This window comes from Aliamphritea ceti, from assembly GCF_024347215.1.
GTDB classification, from domain to species: Bacteria; Pseudomonadota; Gammaproteobacteria; order Pseudomonadales; family Balneatricaceae; genus Amphritea; species Amphritea ceti.
Map to the genome: position 1 here is coordinate 1,564,509 of NZ_AP025282.1, position 19,570 is coordinate 1,584,078.

The window sequence follows — 19,570 nt, forward strand, 5'->3', positions numbered from 1 at the left end:
TAAGGTGAAAGCTTTCGCTAACCTAAGGCTATTTGTATCAGAGGCTATTCTGCATTGGGATGCTTAAGGCTACCGATGAGGGCTGTCGCCATAACGACAGTGGCTACAAGGCTGATGAGTAACAGACCTTCTGCCATAGTTATGCCGAGTAATAAGTCTGGTGTATAACCACACAGCTCCCAGGGTTCGAAAACGACCGGGAACCATTTGTCGAGTGCAAACCAGTCTGGTAGTCCGGTAGACATTTTACAGCTGCTTTCTATTAGGTTGCGTTCTACTGCAAAAACCATCCAGGAGCGTTCAAGTAATCCTGCCATAGCGCCCAGGCTGAGTATCTGCAATAGTAAATTTGGAATCCTGTAGCGGCGCAGGCATAGCGCCAGTATTGCCAGAGCTATGATGGCCAGCACCCAGATGCGTATATGTACACAGAGTACGCAGGGGCCATAGTCCAGAACGTATTGATAAAACAGGGCTACTCCTTCAAGTACACAACCAACAAGAATAATGGTCAGCCAGAAGCCGGCGTGTTTTCCGAGTGCGGCAGCATAGTGCAACATATTTAGAATACCTGTGAGTCCCTGATTCAATTGTTGTGAGGCTAAGTGAAAAAGAAAGTTCAATCAATGGCTTAAACAGAATATTCCCCTCTGTCCGAATACAGGAACAGAGGAGATCTGAAAGGCATTAGTTGTCGAGAAAGTTAACCTGACTGTTAAAAGCCATTACGATACGTGCCTGAGCGCCAAAATAAGGCATGGCGGCATGCTTCAGGTATGATGGGAAAATAACAATCTGGCCTTCCTGGGGGGCAAAGTCCCAGGTGCCTGCTGCATTCAGGTAAGCAGTACCGGCGTCCAGATACTGATCAGCACCATGGCGGGGGTCGTAGAAACGATTGACACCATTACGTTGCTGAATATCGCTTTCTCCTGCCTGCAGGTAGTAAATGCCACACCAGGAACAGTTCGGGTGTGAGTGAGTGTCGTGATAACCACCGTTTTCTGTCACATGAAACCAGGACTCTACAATGCTGGCTTGTGCCTGAGCGTCTTCAGGCCAGAAATTTTCATTGACGGCGTAAGCGACTGTCGTTAGCAGGTCTTCAAGAAATTCTTTCAGATCGCTGAGTGCCGCATCTGGCTGATCGAGTAGATCGAGGCTGCTTTCATATAAAGCATGTTTGGCCGTTGGGGCGACATAACTGGCAATAGCTTCGTCCTGCTTCAGGCGAATTTTTTCAATCGCTTCTAACAGTGCTTGACGATTTTTACTGTGTTCCGGGTAGTTCACGCTGAACATACGTGTTTCCCAGACATTCATATCTTCAATCAGGAATGGCTCGTCGCTCATTACGGTCCTTAGCTTCGATCAGGTAGTATTAAAGCAGATGCTGCAACTGAGTGTTGCAGCAGGGTATTGCAGTAGATAGTCGTATCAGGCTGCAGGTTTAGGTGGTGTGAGAATATTTAACAAGCTGTGTGCCTGGTCAGCTGCTTCATGCCCAAGTGGTGTGAGATAACCACCGTCCTGTTGAGAAATCAGACCTTTATCGAATAGCCGCGTGGTGGCATCAATAACTTCATTATCGGCGTTGGCGTGTACTTTTATACCTTGGAGGGTGCTGGTCTGGCTGAAACGGATCAGCATATTAATCTCTTCGGCAATCTCATGATTACAAGGCATAGTGACTTTCCTTATACGGGTATGCTTCAAGTGATTATACCGGTAGAAAAGTTTACAACACCGGCATGGATCAACTCTGGCACAGTCAGAGAAAAATAAACAGAAGAAATGTATTTGATTGTGAAACATTTTCTGAAAAGAAAATGGTGGTGGGAGGTGGATTCGAACCACCGAAGCTTGCGCGTCAGATTTACAGTCTGATCCCTTTGGCCACTCGGGAACCCCACCAGAAGAGGGCGTGAATCTTATGTGTATGGAGGCGCTTTGTAAACAACAAAAACATAAAAAACGTAAAAAAATTTAAGCTTTTGGAATGCCAAAGACAGAGAAAAACTCCAATAGATATTTACTATGAAACTTACAGATGCCATATAAAATTTTTTGAAACACGCCATTAGTTTAACTGTCACGCCGGAGGTCTTGTAACCAGTGGGATTGCTAGGTGTTAATGGGTTTGGTTCTTATCTGGCTACACCTATAAGAAATCAAAATCAATATTGAATTTAACGTCTTAATATCTATATTGGGTGTCTGCTGTATGACCCTGCACTATATATAGTGTTATTTACTTCTTTATTAAGGGTCTGTTTTGTTTGGATTTTGTACAGTCCGGGCTAATTGTTGCCGAACATGTGGTTCTGCAGCAGTGACGGCAAAGTCGATTTCAGTTTATTCATTGGTGGGAAGCGCGTAATGCAGGACTTGATGGTTACCAAAAGAGATGGTCGAAAGGAAAAGATCGACCTGGAAAAAATTCACCGCGTCGTAATCTGGGCGGCAGAGGGATTGCAGAATGTTTCGGTATCACAAGTCGAACTGAAAGCACACATACAGTTCTATGAAGGCATGAAGACAGCGGATATTCACGAAACGCTTATTAAGTCTGCTGCCGACCTTATTTCTGAAGATGCGCCGGATTACCAGTATCTGGCCGCGCGACTGGCTATCTTTCATTTGCGTAAACGTGCCTTCGGAAGTTATGAGCCGCCACATCTTATGACGCATGTCGCTAAGATGGTTGATAATCAGCGTTACGACAAGCACTTGCTGGAAGACTATTCTGAAGCTGAATTTAACGAGCTGAATGATTACCTTGATCACAGTCGTGATATGAACTTCAGCTATGTTGCCGTTAAGCAGCTGGAAGGTAAGTACCTGGTACAGAACCGGGTAACAGGTGAAATTTTTGAAAGCCCACAGATTCTTTATATGCTGGTTGCTGCATGTCTGTTCGCAGGATATCCGCAGGCGAGCCGACTGGATTATGTGAAACGCTTCTATGATGCCTGTTCACTGTTTAAGCTGTCGTTGCCGACACCTATTATGGCAGGTGTTCGTACACCAACCCGTCAATTCAGTTCTTGTGTCCTGATTGAGTCAGACGATTCTCTGGATTCTATTAACGCAACAGCCAGTGCCATTGTTAAGTATGTCAGTCAGCGGGCCGGTATTGGTATTAACGCTGGCCGTATCCGTGCTTTGGGTAGCCCTATTCGTCAGGGTGAAGCATTCCATACTGGCTGTATTCCTTTCTATAAGCACTTCCAAACGGCGGTTAAGTCCTGTTCTCAGGGTGGTGTACGTGGTGGTGCGGCAACGCTGTTCTACCCAATCTGGCATTTAGAAGTTGAATCGCTGCTGGTACTGAAGAACAACCGTGGTGTGGAAGAAAACCGGGTTCGTCATCTGGATTACGGTGTACAGCTGAATAAGCTGATGTACCAGCGTCTCATCAAAGGTCAGAATATTACTTTGTTCAGCCCGCACGAAGTACCAGGTTTGTACGATGCGTTCTTTGCTGATCAGGACGAGTTTGAGCGTCTTTATGTGAAGTACGAGCAGGACGACTCTATCCGCAAGCAAACGATTAAAGCGGTTGAGCTATTTGGTTTGCTGGCGTCTGAACGTGCCTCAACAGGTCGTATCTACATTCAAAACGTTGATCACTGTAATACACACAGCCCGTTTGATCCTGCAGTCGCGCCGGTTAAGCAATCTAACCTGTGTCTGGAAATTGCACTGCCAACTAAACCGCTGACTGATGTTAATGATGACAAGGGTGAAATTGCACTTTGTACGCTGTCTGCATTTAACCTGGGTGCAATAGAGAATTTGGATGAGCTGGAAAATCTTGCTGATCTGATTACCCGGGCGCTGGATAGTCTGCTGGACTATCAGGATTATCCAATTGAGGCTGCACGTCAGGCTTCGCTGAGCCGTCGTACGCTGGGCGTTGGTGTTACTAACTTTGCATATTACCTGGCTAAAAATGGTGTGCGTTATTCAGATGGTTCTGCGAATGGTCTGGTACACAAAACATTTGAAGCTATTCAGTATTACTTGCTGAAAGCCTCGAATGAACTGGCTAAAGAGTTAGGCGCCTGTTCTAAGTTTAATGAAACAACTTATTCGAAAGGCTTGCTGCCAATCGATACCTATAAGCGTGACGTGGATGATTTCTGTGAAGAACCGCTTCACTATTTCTGGGAGACGCTGCGGACTGATATTCGTGAGTTTGGTCTGCGTAACAGTACACTGACAGCGCTGATGCCATGTGAAACTTCGTCTCAGATTACTAACTCTACTAACGGTATTGAGCCGCCACGGGGTTATGTAAGTGTGAAAGCGAGTAAAGATGGTGTAATGAAGCAAGTTGTACCTGAGTACTCTGAACTTAAGGATGACTACGAGTTGCTATGGGATATCCCAAGTAATGACGGTTATCTGCAGTTGACAGGTATCATGCAAAAGTTTGTTGATCAGTCTATTTCGGCAAACACCAACTACGATCCTTCCAACTTCCCTGGCGATAAAGTGCCGATGAAATTGTTGCTGAAAGATCTGCTGACGGCTTATAAGTACGGCGTTAAGACGCTTTATTATCATAACACCCGTGATGGTGCGACCGATCAGCATGATGATATGGGTTGTGAAAGCGGTGCTTGTAAGCTTTAATTGCCCGCTGGCCAACCGGTAGATATTCCGGTTGGCCATATATCTTCATCTGGCGATAAGCTTAGGTGGAGGTATGAATATTGCCGGTGTCTCTTTTCCGGCGTGATGATCCCAAGCTCGCGATAACTTTAAGATACCAGATGCTATATTCAACTTTTGATCCGACCTTTAATGACAGCACTAAAGAGCCGATGTTCTTCGGCCACAACGTTAACGTTGCACGTTATGATAAGCAGAAGTATCCGATCTTTGAAAAGTTGATAGAAAAGCAGCTGTCTTTTTTTTGGCGGCCGGAAGAAGTGGATTTATCCACTGACCGTAAAGATTTTATGGGTATGCCTGAGCACGAGAAGCATATCTTTCTGAGCAATCTGAAGTATCAGACTTTGCTGGACAGTGTTCAGGGGCGTTCGCCTAATATTGCATTTCTGCCTATTGTTTCCTTGCCTGAGTTAGAGACCTGGCTTGAAACATGGTCGTTCAGTGAGACGATTCACAGCCGTTCTTACACGCACATCATTCGTAATATTATGAATGAGCCGTCCGAAGTGTTTGACGAAATCGTTACCAATGAGGAAATTGTTAAGCGGGCTCAAAGTGTCACCCGTTTATATGATGAGTTGATTGAGCTGACAAATATCTATTTGATACAGGGTGAGGGTCGTCATACCGTTGATGGTAAGTTGTTTGATACCACCTTATATAATCTGAAGAAGAAGCTGTATCTGACGATTGTATCTGTGAACGTACTGGAAGCTATTCGTTTCTATGTCAGCTTTGCATGTTCATTCGCTTTTGCTGAGCGGGCGATCATGGAAGGTAACGCTAAGATCATCAAGCTGATTGCGCGTGATGAGGCGTTACATCTGACAGGTACTCAGTTCATGATCAACGTGCTTTCGTCCGGGGCTGATGATCCGGATTTTAAGAAGATTGCGGCTGAATGCCACGATGAGGTTGTAGAGATCTTCCGTGAAGCAGCTGAGCAGGAAAAAGACTGGGCAGACTATCTGTTCAGTGGTGGCTCGATGATCGGTCTGAATGCGCAAATTCTGCGTGATTACGTTGAATATATTACTAACGTCAGAATGAAAGCGGTCGGTCTGGAGGAGATTTTCCCGTCCAGCCAGAATCCATTGCCATGGATGAACGCATGGTTAGTGAGTGATAACGTACAGGTTGCACCACAAGAAGCTGAAATAAGCTCCTATTTAGTGGGTGCAATCGATAACGAAGTTAATGACAGTGACTTCGATGATTTTGATCTTTAAGGGCTAAGTCATGAGTGGTATTCCAAGGATTAAGGTTAATAACCACGGTACGTTTTTCTACCAGTATGAATTTTCGTTACTGGATGCTTTAGAGGCGCAGGAAATTCCTGCGCCGTATAATTGTCGCGGCGGATATTGCGGTACCTGTAAAGTCCGTTTGTTGGACGGTGAGGTTGAACAAGTGCAGGATGCGCTGTTTGATACCGTTGGCGATGAGATCCTGACATGCTGTTGTAAGCCTGTCGGGCATATTGAGATTGAGCTTCCGGAAGACTGATCAGCAGCGCTTCCGTTTCCTTCCCGTTTTTATATCTGCTTTCCGCTTAGTGTATTTGTGTAATCGTCTGGCACGGATGTATTGGTGTCTGTAAAAAGTCCCCTTGCCGTTTTTCTACTGTAAATTATTAGTAACAGTTTTGTTTGAATTTTGTGTATCAATGAAGCCAAGCTTTGAGTTGTTAATGGATTGTATAGCTAAAGGTGTCAGGAATATCTCGGCATGTAAGGGGTTGCGAGAGTTTTGGTTTTTTTTGATTGCCAGGTCGGTTAAGTGTGTTGCTAATCCAATGTTTGAGTAGCTTGCTGGTTTTCAGAAGAATAGGATTATAAAGTGGAACTGGCATGAAAATTGGTTGTTATTTGATCAGGGAAATAGCGCTGTTATTTTAACTGATAAATTTAAAGTCCACAGTTGTCTGTCAAGGTTTTTTTTCTTGAATGGCTGTTTAGTTAATTATTGGTTTTAATGATTGTTTGGTCGTAAGTTATTGAATTTATTAGACTAAAATGTTTTGTGTTAAATATGACCGATCTGTAACAAAGCCTTTGTTTACGGGCCTTTCAGAAGGGTGTCCAATAGTTGTAAACAGAGTTATCCACAGAATGTGGGGGTAACTTCCCGTTTGATTTTAGATGTATTTCAGAAGTTAAAGCACTGATTGCTGTAGCTGGTTTAGCAGTGATTTATAGGCTTATGTTGTGGGCCTTTGATCATTAGGCGGATATGTTAATTGATAGCCTCAGCGAAGGCTGGCGAGCCTGACGGTAGCAGTAAATGACTATGCCAGTCAGGCTATAAGAAGAGATTGAGTAATGGTTGAAAGAGGAGTGTTAACCTTTATTCAGAGTTCTGTTTTATCTTTGAATTCGCACAGATCTTCGATCATGCAGCTATTACATTTTGGCTTACGGGCGGTACACACATAACGACCATGTAAGATCAGCCAGTGATGGGCGTCCATCAGAAATTCGTCAGGTACAAATTTCAGCAGCTTTTGCTCTACTTCGTTTACGTTTTTTCCTGGTGCGATTTTAGTACGGTTAGAGACACGGAAGATATGTGTATCTACTGCCATCGCGATTTGCCTGAAGGCTGTATTAAGTACAACATTGGCGGTTTTTCGACCGACTCCTGGCAGTTCTTCGAGGTCTTCACGGTTTTCAGGTACAACAGAGTTATGCTTATCAATAAGTAGCTTGCAGGCTTTTATGACGTTCTCTGCTTTTGAATTGTACAGGCCGATGGTTTTTATGTATTCCTTGAGACCGTCTACACCTAGGGCGTAGATAGCTTCTGGCGTGTTAGCCACAGGAAAGAGCTTGCGTGTTGCTTTATTAACGCTGACGTCGGTTGCCTGAGCTGATAGAGCTACAGCTACCAGCAGTTCGAAGGGGCTACTGAATTCAAGTTCTGTGACTGGGTTTGGGTTGTCGGCACGCAGACGGGTAAATATTTCTTGGCGTTTGGTTTTATTCATTATTCTGGCTGTTGGCTTGGCTCGTGGTGCTTATCTTAATGGCCCAGCGCCTGTATTAGAAGAGGCTTTTGTGTCCTGTGTGCTGCTGAGCGGCGTGATTCTTGTGAGTATTATTCTGACTTTTGGTATATATGAAAAATGCCGGCGTATAGCCGGCATTTAATTTTCAGAAGTTTTAGATTCTGGAATGGCTATTACGTTTGACCTAGCTGATGTTACCTGTGATTCGGGCGCGCTTAGGCCCTTCGGATGGCGCTTTTGGCTGTTGCTTGCGACGTTCTTCCAGACGCTGATCAACGATGTTTTTAACCGCGATAATCAGGCCCATGCCGACAAAGGCTCCAGGCGGTAAAATAGCGAATAGAAAGCCACTGTAGTCATCGACCAGTGTGATTTTCCAGTTTTCTGCCATTGGGCCGAAAAGCAGGTGCATATCAGCAAACAGGGTGCCAAGGCCAAGTATTTCCCGCATGGCGCCGAGCAGTACCAGTACCAGAGTAAAGCCCAGTCCCATCATTACGCCGTCCAACAAGGAGGCGCCTACAGGGTTTTTACAGGCGAACGCGTCAGCTCTGCCCATGATGGCACAGTTGGTGACAATCAATGGAATGAAGATGCCCAGGATCGTGTACAGCTCATAGGTAAAGGCTTGCATGAGCAGTTCGATACAGGTTACGAAGGAGGCAATAACCATCACGAATACCGGTAAACGTACTGAATCAGGGACAAAGTGACGGAACATGGAGATCGTCAGGTTTGAACCTATTAATACTAAAATACTGGCAATGCCCAGTCCGAGAGCATTCACCACAGTACCGGTAACGGCTAGCAGAGGGCAGAGACCGAGTAACTGAACCAGAGCCGGGTTATTCGTCCAGAGTCCGTCCAGAGTGATTTTCTGATAATCGGTCGCCATTATTCTGCTCCCGTAGATGCATTGGTCGCTGCCTGGGAATCCTGCGGTTGAGGATTGTCCAGCAGTGCTGTTTTGTGTTCGCGGAAATAGTGAATAGCAGCAGCGGTTGCGTTAACTATTGCCCGTGGGGTAATTGTCGCGCCGGTAAACTGATCGAAGCGGCCGCCGTCTTTTTTAACTGCCCAGTTTGTATCATTATCGCCATTATATTGCTGGCCGTTAAAGCTTAACACCCAGTCAGACTTTTTAAGTTCGACTTTATCGCCCAGTCCCGGGGTTTCTTTGTGTGCAAGTACCCGAACGCCGGCCAGAGTTTCGTCACGGTTGATGCCTACAATCAGTGATATGGCACCGGTATAGCCGTCTGGAGCAATGACAGGCATGATGACTGTTTCTACCTGGCCTTTGCGGCGGGCGCGAAAAGCAGTGGCTTGTGCTAGGCCTGTCAGATCAGCATCTTCGATAATTACAGTGTCGCTGAGCATGTCATTATCAATACTGCTTTCTGGCACTATTTCATAGAGTGCTTTTGCTTGCTGAGCTTCGATATTGTCGGCTATGCGCTGTTCAGTGGATACCTGAGTCAGAGCAATTGCGCCAGCTGTAACAACGGCAAAAATACCCAGTCCTACAGCGCTGTTGCGGATCGCAGTGAACATTTCCATTAGTTGCTTCCCTTCATGCCGCGTTTGGCTTTAGCGTGGCCGTAAGTCCGCGGTTGGGTATATTGGTCGATAAAAGGCGCACTAAGATTCATAAGCAATACAGCGAAAGCGACAGCGTCAGGGTAGTTACCCCAGCTGCGAATGATAAATATAAGTAAACCGATACCGGCAGCGAACCAGAGCTTGCCCTTATTACTGGTACAGGAGGTAACCGGATCAGTAATAATGAAGAAGGCGGCCAGCATCGTTGCACCTGTTGTCAGGTGGAAGAACGGATCCGGATAGTTATCCGGATCAATCAGGAAGAACAATGTTGATACCAGGGCCAGTGTGCCAAGCATTGCTACCGGGGCGTGCCAGGTGAAAATCTTACGGTAGAGCAGGAATATGCCACCCATCACATATGCTGCGCTAACTGCATGCCAGGCGCCGATACCATCGGCTAAAAGTGCACTCTGGTACCACATTTCTTCGGTAGTGAAGCCACCGCGGTGCTTCATTACGTCCAGAGGAGTTGCCATGGATAAGACATCGTATAGCGCTGGTTGAATGCCTGCGAAAATAAGCTGTAGGGTATCTATGAAGCTAATGATGTTCCAGCCTTCGCCAGCCATAACAAAAGGTGCGCTCCAACTGGTCATCGGCACCGGAAAAGACACCAGTAGTAAAGCATAAGCAGCCATTGCCGGGTTGAAAGGGTTGCTGCCCATTCCACCATACATATGCTTCGCAATGGCGATTGCAAACAGGATGCCGACAAACATCACCCACCATGGAGCGAATGGAGGGATTGCCAGACCAAGCAGTACGGCGGTTACTACGGCGCTGTAATCCTGCAGATAGAAGCTGACCGGACGGTTGCGTAATTTAATGATAGCGGCCTCAAAACCAACCGCCAGTAAGCAACCCCAAACAACCTGAACCAGGCTGCCCCAGCCGAAAAAGAAGGTCATTGCAGCCAGACCTGGCAAGGTTGCCAGGATAACTGTGCGCATTACATCACCTGTGTTGCCGGGGCGATGTGTGTGAGGAGAGGTAATTCTGATTAAAGCCATAATGGTTACTTAGAAAAACGTTCCAGGGTTGAATTGAGTTCAGCTGCTTTTTGCTCAACGGCAAGTAAATCTTGTTGCAGGCTTTCCTGCTCTGCTGCTTCGGCTTTGCTAAGCGCGCGCTCTGCTTTGGTAATGGCAGCACGGGCTAATGCAGCATCAATTTTCAGTTGTTTCAGGTCGATGCCTTCGGCCGCTGCTGCAGCGTTTTGTTCCGCTTCCAGGGTCGACAGCTCCGACTGGGCCTGTTCATAACGAGCTGTCAGGTTGGTAACGTCCTGTTGCAATCTTTCAAGGCTATCATCACCGTCAGCTTCACTGAGTGCTTTTTCAGCTTTTTTCAGCTTAGTGCGCATGATAGATACTTGTTGCTTAAGCGCTTTGGCATCAGGTTTTTCAATAGCAATATTATTGATCTCTGGTACTGCTTGCTGAGAGGCTCCTGATGCTTTTTGATATTCGTCTTGCAGGTCTTTTAGCTTGCTTTCGAGCTTGGCGACGCCGTCAGCCATTTTTGGGGCGGCGGGGCTGTCAGAAGCTACCGCTTTTTCGTAAGCGGCTTTGGCTTTGTTGACCTTGCCTTGCATGGCATCAACGTCTGTCTTCAGGTCATCGAGCTGTGCCTGGCTAAATGCCGGTGCAGCAGGAGCTGCTGATACAGTGCTAGCCTGGTTAGCCTGCAATGCCTGTTGGTATCCTGTTTCAGCGTCTTTAAGTTTACCTTCCAGCTTGATCACACCGTCAGCCATTTTTGGAGCCGCGGGACTGTCTGAAGCAGCGGCTTTTTCATAAGCTGCTTTAGCTTTGTTGACTTTGCTTTGCATGGCATCAACATCTGCTTTCAGGTCATCAAGTTGTGCCTGGCTGAATGCAGGCGCTGTTGATGCAGTACTCGTCTGGTTAGACTGCAGTGCCTGTTGGTATTCTGCTTCAGCGTCTTTTAACTTACTTTCCAGCTTAGTCACGCCGTCAGCCATTTTTGGAGCGGCGGGGCTGTCAGAAGCAGCGGCTTTTTCATAAGCAGCTTTAGCCTTATTAACCTTGCCTTGCATGGCATCAACATCTGCTTTCAGGTCATCAAGCTGTGCCTGGCTAAATGCCGGTGCAGCAGGTGCTGCTGAAACAGTGCTGGTCAGGTTGGCTTGTAATGCCTGTTGGTATTCTGTTTCAGCGTCTTTAAGTTTGCCTTCCAGTTTAGTCACGCCGTCGGCCATTTTGGGAGCGGCGGGGCTGTCAGAAGCAGCGGCTTTTTCATAAGCGGCTCTGGCTTTGTCTACTTTGCCTTGCATCGCATCGATAGCCGCTTTCAGGTCATCAAGCTGCGCCTGGCTGAAGGCTGGTGCGCTAGTCGCAGTCGCTGGTTGCGTGCCCCCGGATTCAGCAGCTTTAAATGCTGCTTCAGCACTGGCTGACTTTTCAGTTAGAGCTTTTAAATCGGCTTCCAGTTCAGCAATATTATCAGCGCCATTTTCCTGTGCTGTCGCTAGCTGTTTCTCAGCTTTCTTGAGCTTAGTGCGCGCTATTGCTGCATTGGTTTTCAGTTGTTTAATGTCAAGCACTGGGGCGGCAGGTGCTGCGGGTGCTTGCTGCGCCTGCTCGTAAGCTTGTGCTGCTGCGTCGGACTTAGCTTGTAACAGGGTAACTGTTTCTTGTAATGCATCTACGCCGTCCAGCCCTTTTGACTGAGCGTTGCTTAGTGCTTTTTCTGCTTTCTTTAGTTTAGTGCGGGCAACTGCAGCGTTGGTTTTCAGCTGTTTAAGGTCAGGCTCGCTGCTTTCTGTCGCGGCAGTGCTGGCTTGTTTCGTAATGACGGCGTCACGTTTAGCTGCCTGATTCTTAGCGGCTTCTTCGGCACGTGCTTTGCGGCGTAATTCTTTTTCCAGCTGTTCCTGTTCCTGGCGTGCCTGGCGAGCTTCAAAACGCAGGCGGGCATGGTCAGCTTTACGCTGTTCGGAGTCCTCTTTGCGGATTTCACCTTTAGCGAAACGATAGTATTGCACCAATGGAATGTTGCTTGGGCATACATATGAACAGGCGCCGCATTCGATACAGTCGAACAAGTTATGGTGCTTGGCTTTCTCGAATTCACGGCCTTTAGCAAACCAGTGTAGTTGCTGAGGCAGTAGTTCAACCGGGCATACCTGCTCGCACATGCCGCAGCGAATACACGCTTGTGCTGGTGGTTGGGCCGGAAACTCGTTGCGGCTGCCGGCTATCAGGCAGTTGCTGGTTTTGATCATTGGAATTTGTGGGTTCTCAATGGTCAGTCCCATCATAGGGCCGCCAACAATCAGGCGGGCCAGATGCTGTTCGTTCAGGCCGCAAAATTCAAGCAGGTCGGCGAAAGGGGTGCCAATATGCGCTTCAATATTTTGCGGACGAGCTACTGCTTCACCGGTAATGGTGATAACCCGGGATACCAGAGGCTTGCCATGGATAACTGCATCATAAACAGCGGTTGTTGTGCCTACGTTCTGACAGACGATACCGACATCAGCAGGAATTCTTCCGCTTGTAACTTCTACACCGGTTAACAGCTTGATGAGCTGTTTTTCGCCACCTGATGGGTATTTTGTCGGTACACTTATGATGTCCAGATTCAGTTCGCTGCTGTCGAATGCTTCACGCAGTGATCGAATGGCCTGTGGTTTGTTGTCCTCAATGCCGACAATAATGTGCAGAGGTTTTAACAGGTGAGCGATGATTTCAATGCCGCCGAGAATTTTATCTGCCCGTTCACGCATCAGCATGTCATCAGCGGTTATATAAGGCTCGCACTCTGCTGCATTGATGATCAGGGTATTGACGATGTGGTCATCACCCAGGTGCAATTTGACGTCAGTAGGGAAGCCTGCACCGCCCATGCCGGCGACTCCTGCCTGGCGAATAAACTCAATCAGTTCCGGTTTTGGTAACTGCTGATAGTCATCCAGCCCCTGGTGTTCAGTCCACTTATCTTCACCGTCCGCTTCAATGATGATGCATTCTGCCATCATTCCTGACATATGAGGGACTGGGTGTGCTTCTATGGCGGTAACTGTGCCGGACGTTGAGGCATGTATATTGGCGCTGATGCGGCCGATTGCCTCAGCAACGGTCTGGCCTTTCAATACCTTATCACCGACCTTAACTAACGGATCTGCTGGCAGACCTATATGCTGCTGCAATGGCAGAACAACCCGAGAAGGTACTGGTGCGCAAATAATGCTGCCGCCGGTGGACTGGCGTTTATTTTCTGGTGGGTGAATGCCGCCGTGAAAGCTGTGAACCTGAGCTGTCATAGTTTGCCCTCCGCCGGAATTTGGCTCACGCCAGGGCGCAGGTCGGTGGCAATCAGATCGATACCTTGTTTTGGCATATTCCACTGCCAGGTATTCAGGGTTGTTTCAATTGGCAACATATCAATACAGTCAACAGGGCATGGTTCGACACAAAGGTCGCAGCCAGTACATTCGGAAGTTATTACAGTGTGCATTTGTTTGGCTGCACCCAAAATGGCATCAACAGGGCAGGCCTGGATGCATTTGGTGCAACCTATACATTCATCTTCGCGGATATAGGCGATGGATTTGATCTGTTCTTCGCCGTGTTCAGAGTCAAGCGGAACAGCTTCTACGTCGAGCAGGTCTGCCAGTGCTTCAATTGTGCTCTGGCCGCCCGGAGGGCATTTGTTGATTGCTTCGCCGTTAACAATTGCTTCCGCGTAAGGGCGGCAGCCCGGGTGGCCACACTGGCCGCACTGGGTTTGTGGAAGTAGGCCGTCGACCTGTTCAACCAGTGGGTTACCTTCGACTTTAAAGCGAATAGATGAGTAGCCAAGCAGGATGCCAAAGATCAGCCCCAGACCCAGCAGAACAAGAATGGCGATTAATATTGCGCTCATGATAATTCCTCGACTGTGCTGCTGGTCAGAACTGAACCAGGCCAGTAAAGCCCAGAAATGCCAGTGACATCAGGCCGGCGGTTACCATGCCGATGGCTGAGCCTTTAAATGGCGTCGGCACATCCGCGACTGCGATCCGCTCACGCATGGCAGAAAATAGAATCAGTGCGAGTGAGAAACCAACTGCTGCGCCAAATCCATAGACGATAGAATCAATAAAGCCGTTCATTTTTTTGATATTCAGAAGAGCGACACCCAGCACGGCACAGTTAGTCGTAATCAGTGGCAGGAATATTCCCAGTAGCTTGTAAAGCAAAGGGCTGGTTTTACGTACGACCATTTCGGTGAACTGTACCACTACCGCGATGACCAGAATAAAGCTGATAGTCTTCAGGTAGGTAAGGTCAAGAGGTTCCAGTAAATAGCTGTATACCAGGTAACTGCAGACTGATGACAGGGTCAGTACAAAGGTTGTCGCCAGCGACATACCCATAGCGGTTTCGAGTTTATTGGAAACCCCCATGAAAGGACAAAGGCCGAGAAACTGCACCAGTACGAAGTTGTTAACCAACACGGTGCTGATAAGAATAAGCAGATACTCTGTCATATGGCGATTGTGTAACCTTTTATCTAGCTCTTATAGGGTTCTCTTCTTTCTGGAAGAGCATAAGTAATGTGTCCTGGTGCTGACTGGACACGGCGCTGTCGCTGTATATTCAATTTGTTAGCTTTGTCGCTGAGCAGCTTTTCATTACCTCTGTGTCAGAAAGGTATGAATGCTTAAAAAGGCTGCGTTTACGGCGGCTAAATTCTACTGATTTTAGCATCCTCAGGGTATAGGCAGGCTTTCTCACGGCGGCAATTTATATCCTTTTTCCGGCTTTTATTGCCGGGGAGCAGGTTTTCCGTCATTCCTGCCATCAGACGCCGCCATGGAAGGGGTGTCATGATGGCGGGTATTATGGCAGATAACTGCATAAAATTAAAAAGAATAAATTAGCTTCTTTTTAAACCTTTTAGGAATAATTAATGACATTTAGTTTTATCTGCTTATTCCTTTTTTGTGATTTTAAATTCCTAATTATTATTTTGAGTTATATAAAATGGCAGTTAGACTAGCCACTAATCTAGGGCATTCATGCATGTTGTATTTGTGATTGCTATATAGGGCTGTAATGGCCTGACACTTGGGCAGCTTCCTGCAATATGCAGAACTAATGTCGACCGTCGGGCCGGATGCAGGTGAATAGCCTGCTTTAATTGAATAAAGGGTGAGTGCCGGTATTTCCTGAACCACTGTCTAGCGCCAAAATTAGCAGATGGTTTTGTTGGAAGAGTTGAGTTAGCCGGCTTTATTTAAGGTTAAAGAATATGTATCAGTATAACGAACAGGATCAGAACCTGGTCAACCAGCGGGTTGAACAGTATCGCGATCAAACCCGTCGTTTCCTCGCCGGTGAAATTCCAGATGATGAGTTTCGTGGCCTGCGTCTGATGAACGGCCTGTATATTCAGCGTTTCGCGCCTATGTTGCGGGTCGCGGTACCTTACGGTCTGATGAACTCTGTTCAGGTGCGTAAGCTGGCTCATATCGCCCGTACGTATGATAAGAATTATGCGCACTTTACAACCCGTACCAATTTACAGTTTAACTGGCCGAAGCTGGAAGAAGTTCCGGATATTCTGGCTGAGCTGGCTGAAGTGCAGATGCACGCTATTCAGACCAGTGGTAACTGTCTGCGTAACACGACGACAGATCATTTCGCCGGTATTCTGAAGGATGAAGTTGAAGATTCACGCCCGTGGTGTGAAATTATTCGTCAGTGGACAACACTTCATCCTGAGTTTGCATACCTGCCGCGTAAGTTCAAAATTGCTGTCACCGGTTCCAGTGAAGACCGTGCAGCATCCCAGGTTCACGACATCGGTTTGCATCTTGTTAAGAATGATGCCGGTGAAGTTGGCTTTGAAGTATTAGTGGGCGGTGGTCTTGGCCGTACACCAATGATCGGTAAAGTGATTCATAAATTCCTGCCGAAGCATGACTTGCTGACATATCTGGAAGCGATTCTGCGGGTATATAACCTTAATGGTCGTCGTGACAATAAATACAAAGCACGGATTAAAATTCTTGTTGATGCTTTAGGTATCGATAAATTCCGTGAGCTGGTTGATGCTGAATGGGCTGAGATCCGTGGCGGTGAAATGCACCTGACGGATTCTGAAATCGAGCGTATTAAAGGCTTCTTCGCGCCGCATCCTTATTCTACTGATGCTGTTAACGGTGTTGCTGCACTGGAGAGTAAGCTGGCTGAAGATGCAGACTTTGCTGCCTGGTATGAGCGTAATACCCGTGAGCACAAGGTAGATGGCTACCGTGCTGTTATTGTCAGCCTGAAACCATATTTGAAAGCACCTGGTGATATTACTGATGTTCAGCTGGATGTTGTTGCTGATCTGGCAGATAAATACAACTTTGGCGAAATCCGCAGTACTCATGATCAGAACTTAGTACTGGCGCATGTACAGGCAGGTGATCTGTTTGCGCTGTGGCAGGTAATGGCTGAGCATAATCTGGCGCGTCCAAATATCGGTACGCTGACAGATATGATCGTATGCCCGGGCTTTGATTTCTGCTCATTGGCAAATGCACATACACTGAATGTTGCGGATCAGATTAACCAGAAGTTTGATGACTTGGATTATCTGCACGACATCGGTGATATTAAACTGAATATGTCTGGCTGTATTAATGCTTGTGCGCATCATCATGTTGCACACATTGGTATTCTGGGTGTGGACCGTAAAGGTGAAGATTTCTACCAGATTACGCTGGGCGGTTCTTCCCGTGAAGATGCGTCTCTGGGTAAGGTTATCGGTAAAGCCGTTCCTCAGGCTGATGTTGCCGATACTATTGAGAAAGTGCTGCAAGTTTATGTTGAACAGCGTGAAGAAGAAGAGCGCTTTATTGATACAGTTCGCCGTATTGGTCTGACGCCGTTTAAGGAGAGAGTATATGCCCCTGTTAATTAATCAGAATGTCGTTGCCGACGACAAATGGCTGCGGGTTGATGCGGATACTCTGGCTCAGCACCCTGAAGCAGCGGTGATTGTTCCTTTTGACGTATTTGCTGCTGAACAGGAAACCTTGCTTGCAGGTGAACGACCATTAGCAGTTCAGATTAATGGCGACCAGGATTTTGATCTGGTACTGGCTAATCTGGAGCGGTTATCGCTGGTTGTTATCGAGTTTCCAGCGTTTACTGATGGCCGTGGTTTTAGTTTTGCGCGTATTTTACGACGTAAAGGCTTTACCGGTGAGATCCGTGCAACAGGTGATGTCAGCCATGATCGTCTTGAGTATATGACCCGTTGTGGTTTTGATGCTTTTGAAATCTCGGATGAGCGTTTCTCTGATGAAACCTGTTCGGTTTTTGGTGAAATCACTGTTCATTATCAGGGCAGTGCAGACGACGAAAGACCAATCTTCCGCCGTTAATTTCTTCGAGGCCGGTAGCCATGCTACCGGTCTTGCATATTGCAGACTTGTCGACGATGGTGAGTGTGTGAGTTGATGCAAAACGTCCGACTTTCCAATATGCGTCAACAATGATGCTAATTGTGAACTAATCAGTACCTTCGTTCTTGAGTTTTTGTTACATTCCGAGCCAGTAACCGGCCGGAATTATCTGTCTTTTTATCAGGCCGTATTTATCTGTCGCCAAGAACAGAGTTTTTCTCAGGAGATTCTTCGTGGAATACCTTCCGCTATTTTTTAAGTTAGATGATAAAACTGCAGTATTGGTCGGTGGTGGTCAGGTAGCACTGCGTAAAGCTACGCTGCTGGTACGTGCACGTGCTCAGGTTAAAGTTATTGCACATCATATTTTGCCGGAGCTGGTTGAGCTGGTTGAGCAGAATAATGGTGAAGCGATTATCGGAGAGTATCAGGCGGAGATGCTTGAGAAGGTTGATCTGGTTATTGCAGCAACCGATAACCTGTCGCTGAACGAACAGGTTCATCATGATGCTGTTGCCCGGCATATACCGGTTAACGTGGTTGATAAGCCTGATCTGTGTAGCTTCATATTTCCTGCGATTGTTGACCGTTCACCTCTGGTGATTGGCGTGTCTTCCGGTGGTGAGTCGCCAGTATTGTCGCGGCTGATGCGCGCCAAGTTGGAAACCTGGATTCCGCAGGGCTACAGCCGTTTAGGTAAGCTTGTTGGGCAATTCCGTGAGCAGGTTAAAGGGCGTTTTACGACCATTAATGCCCGGCGTACTTTTTGGGAAAAAACTCTGCAGGGTCAGGTGGCAGAAAAAGTTTTTGCCGGCCGTGACGAAGAGGCTGCTGAATTGCTGCAGGCGAACCTTGATGCGGCTGATCCGGATCAGCAGGTCGGAGAGGTTTATCTGGTTGGTGGTGGCCCGGGTGATCCGGAACTGCTGACATTTAAAGCACTGCGTCTGATGCAGCAGGCTGATATCGTGCTATACGATAGCCTGGTGTCTGAAGAAGTGGTGGATCTGTGTCGCCGCGATGCAGATAAAGTATTTGTTGGTAAGCGCCGTGATAATCATGCGGTACCACAGGATGGTATTAATCAGTTATTGATTGACTATGCGCTGCAGGGTAAGCGGGTATTACGCCTGAAAGGCGGTGATCCGTTTATCTTTGGCCGTGGTGGTGAAGAGCTGGAGTCGCTGAAGGAGCATAATATTCCTTTTCAGGTAGTACCGGGTATTACCGCTGCCAGCGCCTGTTCTACCTATGCAGGTATTCCACTGACTCACCGGGATTACGCTCAGTCTGTGAAGTTGGTTACCGGTCAGCTAAAAAATCGTACTACGGATCTGAACTATGCCGAACTGGTGCATCCGAATCAGACGGTTGTTTTCTACATGGGGCTGCATACTTTACCGGTACTGGCGCAAAATCTTATTGAACACGGTAAACCGGCAGATACACCTGCTGCAGTAGTGTCTAAAGGCACGACCCGTGATCAGCAGGTACTGATTGGAACATTGGCAGATATTGCTGAGAAGCAAGCGCAGGCACAGTTACCTGCACCGGCTCTGATCATTGTGGGTGAAGTGGTTAATCTACAGGAAAATCTGACCTGGTTTGGCGATCAGGTGCTGCACAATCATGGTTTGGTACTGCCAGATGCGCATGCAACAGAAGATTGATTTTTAATCATTTTTTGGTTTTACCCCAATTATTCGGCTTTTTTGGGTAATTGGGGCTAAGAATACACAAGATGTGAAATATCGTGCTTCAGTTATCTCTGTGTTTTCTTTATATTCGGTATCAGGATCATAGCTTGTTAAGTTAAAGCTAAGCTTTTCTCAGGGGGGAGACAAGCTACATACCGAGGAAAAAAT

16 protein-coding genes and 1 tRNA gene are annotated in these 19,570 nt (G+C 47.1%); 6 read left to right on the forward strand and 11 right to left on the reverse strand.

Features of this window, described 5'->3' with window-relative positions; all coding sequences use genetic code 11:
* Window positions 1-44: 44 nt before the first annotated feature.
* The 4 genes from OCU49_RS07165 to OCU49_RS07180 all read right to left on the reverse strand — a co-directional run bounded on the left by OCU49_RS07165 (window position 45) and on the right by OCU49_RS07180 (window position 1,914).
* Complete coding sequence (locus tag OCU49_RS07165; RefSeq protein ID WP_261844298.1) at window positions 45-560, reverse strand: disulfide bond formation protein B; 516 nt, start codon at window positions 558-560, stop codon at window positions 45-47.
* A gap of 127 nt (window positions 561-687) precedes the next feature.
* Complete coding sequence (locus tag OCU49_RS07170; RefSeq protein WP_261844299.1) at window positions 688-1,353, reverse strand: TIGR02466 family protein; 666 nt, start codon at window positions 1,351-1,353, stop codon at window positions 688-690.
* Between the two features lie 84 nt (window positions 1,354-1,437).
* On the reverse strand, window positions 1,438-1,686 hold the full coding sequence (locus tag OCU49_RS07175; protein ID WP_261844300.1) for a TIGR02647 family protein: 249 nt from the start codon (window positions 1,684-1,686) through the stop codon (window positions 1,438-1,440).
* 144 nt (window positions 1,687-1,830) lie between these two features.
* Window positions 1,831-1,914 (reverse strand) — tRNA-Tyr (locus OCU49_RS07180).
* A 465-nt stretch (window positions 1,915-2,379) separates the two neighbouring features.
* Here OCU49_RS07180 and nrdA point away from each other — a divergent pair.
* From nrdA to yfaE, 3 genes are all read left to right on the forward strand, one after another.
* A complete protein-coding gene (nrdA, locus tag OCU49_RS07185; protein WP_261845204.1) occupies window positions 2,380-4,641 on the forward strand; it encodes a class 1a ribonucleoside-diphosphate reductase subunit alpha in 2,262 nt (753 codons plus the stop codon).
* Between the two features lie 140 nt (window positions 4,642-4,781).
* Window positions 4,782-5,912: a class Ia ribonucleoside-diphosphate reductase subunit beta gene (gene nrdB / locus OCU49_RS07190; protein WP_261844301.1), complete on the forward strand. Its 1,131-nt coding sequence runs from the start codon at window positions 4,782-4,784 to the stop codon at window positions 5,910-5,912.
* 10 nt (window positions 5,913-5,922) lie between these two features.
* Window positions 5,923-6,189 (forward strand): class I ribonucleotide reductase maintenance protein YfaE, encoded by a 267-nt coding sequence (gene yfaE / locus OCU49_RS07195; protein ID WP_261844302.1) that lies wholly within the window; start codon window positions 5,923-5,925, stop codon window positions 6,187-6,189.
* 844 nt (window positions 6,190-7,033) lie between these two features.
* Here yfaE and nth read toward each other — a convergent pair.
* From nth to rsxA, 7 genes are all read right to left on the reverse strand, one after another.
* The gene (nth, locus tag OCU49_RS07200) at window positions 7,034-7,669 is read right to left on the reverse strand and encodes an endonuclease III (RefSeq protein ID WP_261844303.1); all 636 of its coding nucleotides are present in this window, start codon (window positions 7,667-7,669) and stop codon (window positions 7,034-7,036) included.
* 205 nt (window positions 7,670-7,874) lie between these two features.
* On the reverse strand, window positions 7,875-8,585 hold the full coding sequence (locus OCU49_RS07205; RefSeq protein WP_261844304.1) for an electron transport complex subunit E: 711 nt from the start codon (window positions 8,583-8,585) through the stop codon (window positions 7,875-7,877).
* A complete protein-coding gene (rsxG, locus tag OCU49_RS07210) occupies window positions 8,585-9,250 on the reverse strand; it encodes an electron transport complex subunit RsxG (RefSeq protein WP_261844305.1) in 666 nt (221 codons plus the stop codon). The genes OCU49_RS07205 and rsxG overlap by 1 nt, the downstream gene beginning before the upstream one ends.
* Window positions 9,250-10,305 (reverse strand): electron transport complex subunit RsxD, encoded by a 1,056-nt coding sequence (gene rsxD, locus OCU49_RS07215; protein WP_261844306.1) that lies wholly within the window; start codon window positions 10,303-10,305, stop codon window positions 9,250-9,252. The genes rsxG and rsxD overlap by 1 nt, the downstream gene beginning before the upstream one ends.
* 5 nt (window positions 10,306-10,310) lie before the next feature.
* Complete coding sequence (gene rsxC / locus OCU49_RS07220) at window positions 10,311-13,583, reverse strand: electron transport complex subunit RsxC (protein WP_261844307.1); 3,273 nt, start codon at window positions 13,581-13,583, stop codon at window positions 10,311-10,313.
* Window positions 13,580-14,185 carry an electron transport complex subunit RsxB gene (rsxB, locus tag OCU49_RS07225; RefSeq protein ID WP_261844308.1) on the reverse strand — a complete coding sequence of 202 codons (606 nt, stop codon included), beginning with the start codon at window positions 14,183-14,185 and terminating at the stop codon, window positions 13,580-13,582. The genes rsxC and rsxB overlap by 4 nt, the downstream gene beginning before the upstream one ends.
* A 25-nt stretch (window positions 14,186-14,210) precedes the next feature.
* Window positions 14,211-14,792, reverse strand: a complete 582-nt coding sequence (gene rsxA, locus OCU49_RS07230; RefSeq protein WP_205658582.1) for an electron transport complex subunit RsxA — start codon at window positions 14,790-14,792, stop codon at window positions 14,211-14,213.
* A gap of 764 nt (window positions 14,793-15,556) precedes the next feature.
* Between rsxA and OCU49_RS07235 the strand changes: the two genes are divergently transcribed.
* The 3 genes from OCU49_RS07235 to cysG all read left to right on the forward strand — a co-directional run bounded on the left by OCU49_RS07235 (window position 15,557) and on the right by cysG (window position 19,375).
* Entirely contained in the window at window positions 15,557-17,218 is a 1,662-nt protein-coding gene (locus OCU49_RS07235; protein ID WP_261844309.1) for a nitrite/sulfite reductase, read from the forward strand.
* Complete coding sequence (locus tag OCU49_RS07240) at window positions 17,202-17,684, forward strand: DUF934 domain-containing protein (RefSeq protein WP_261844310.1); 483 nt, start codon at window positions 17,202-17,204, stop codon at window positions 17,682-17,684. Before OCU49_RS07235 ends, OCU49_RS07240 begins: the two co-directional genes overlap by 17 nt.
* 254 nt (window positions 17,685-17,938) lie before the next feature.
* Entirely contained in the window at window positions 17,939-19,375 is a 1,437-nt protein-coding gene (gene cysG, locus OCU49_RS07245; RefSeq protein ID WP_261844311.1) for a siroheme synthase CysG, read from the forward strand.
* Window positions 19,376-19,570 lie beyond the last annotated feature (195 nt).

What these genes read in the sequence shown, in the direction of transcription:
- OCU49_RS07165 (WP_261844298.1), bottom strand. Translation starts at nt 560, where the DNA reads ATGTTGCACTATGCTGCCGCACTCGGAAAACACGCCGGCTTCTGGCTG.
- rsxG (WP_261844305.1), bottom strand. Translation starts at nt 9,250, where the DNA reads ATGGAAATGTTCACTGCGATCCGCAACAGCGCTGTAGGACTGGGTATT.
- nrdA (WP_261845204.1), top strand. Translation starts at nt 2,380, where the DNA reads ATGCAGGACTTGATGGTTACCAAAAGAGATGGTCGAAAGGAAAAGATC.
- rsxB (WP_261844308.1), bottom strand. Translation starts at nt 14,185, where the DNA reads ATGAGCGCAATATTAATCGCCATTCTTGTTCTGCTGGGTCTGGGGCTG.
- nth (WP_261844303.1), bottom strand. Translation starts at nt 7,669, where the DNA reads ATGAATAAAACCAAACGCCAAGAAATATTTACCCGTCTGCGTGCCGAC.
- OCU49_RS07240 (WP_261844310.1), top strand. Translation starts at nt 17,202, where the DNA reads ATGCCCCTGTTAATTAATCAGAATGTCGTTGCCGACGACAAATGGCTG.
- OCU49_RS07235 (WP_261844309.1), top strand. Translation starts at nt 15,557, where the DNA reads ATGTATCAGTATAACGAACAGGATCAGAACCTGGTCAACCAGCGGGTT.
- rsxA (WP_205658582.1), bottom strand. Translation starts at nt 14,792, where the DNA reads ATGACAGAGTATCTGCTTATTCTTATCAGCACCGTGTTGGTTAACAAC.
- OCU49_RS07170 (WP_261844299.1), bottom strand. Translation starts at nt 1,353, where the DNA reads ATGAGCGACGAGCCATTCCTGATTGAAGATATGAATGTCTGGGAAACA.
- OCU49_RS07205 (WP_261844304.1), bottom strand. Translation starts at nt 8,585, where the DNA reads ATGGCGACCGATTATCAGAAAATCACTCTGGACGGACTCTGGACGAAT.
- rsxD (WP_261844306.1), bottom strand. Translation starts at nt 10,305, where the DNA reads ATGGCTTTAATCAGAATTACCTCTCCTCACACACATCGCCCCGGCAAC.
- nrdB (WP_261844301.1), top strand. Translation starts at nt 4,782, where the DNA reads ATGCTATATTCAACTTTTGATCCGACCTTTAATGACAGCACTAAAGAG.
- yfaE (WP_261844302.1), top strand. Translation starts at nt 5,923, where the DNA reads ATGAGTGGTATTCCAAGGATTAAGGTTAATAACCACGGTACGTTTTTC.
- OCU49_RS07175 (WP_261844300.1), bottom strand. Translation starts at nt 1,686, where the DNA reads ATGCCTTGTAATCATGAGATTGCCGAAGAGATTAATATGCTGATCCGT.
- rsxC (WP_261844307.1), bottom strand. Translation starts at nt 13,583, where the DNA reads ATGACAGCTCAGGTTCACAGCTTTCACGGCGGCATTCACCCACCAGAA.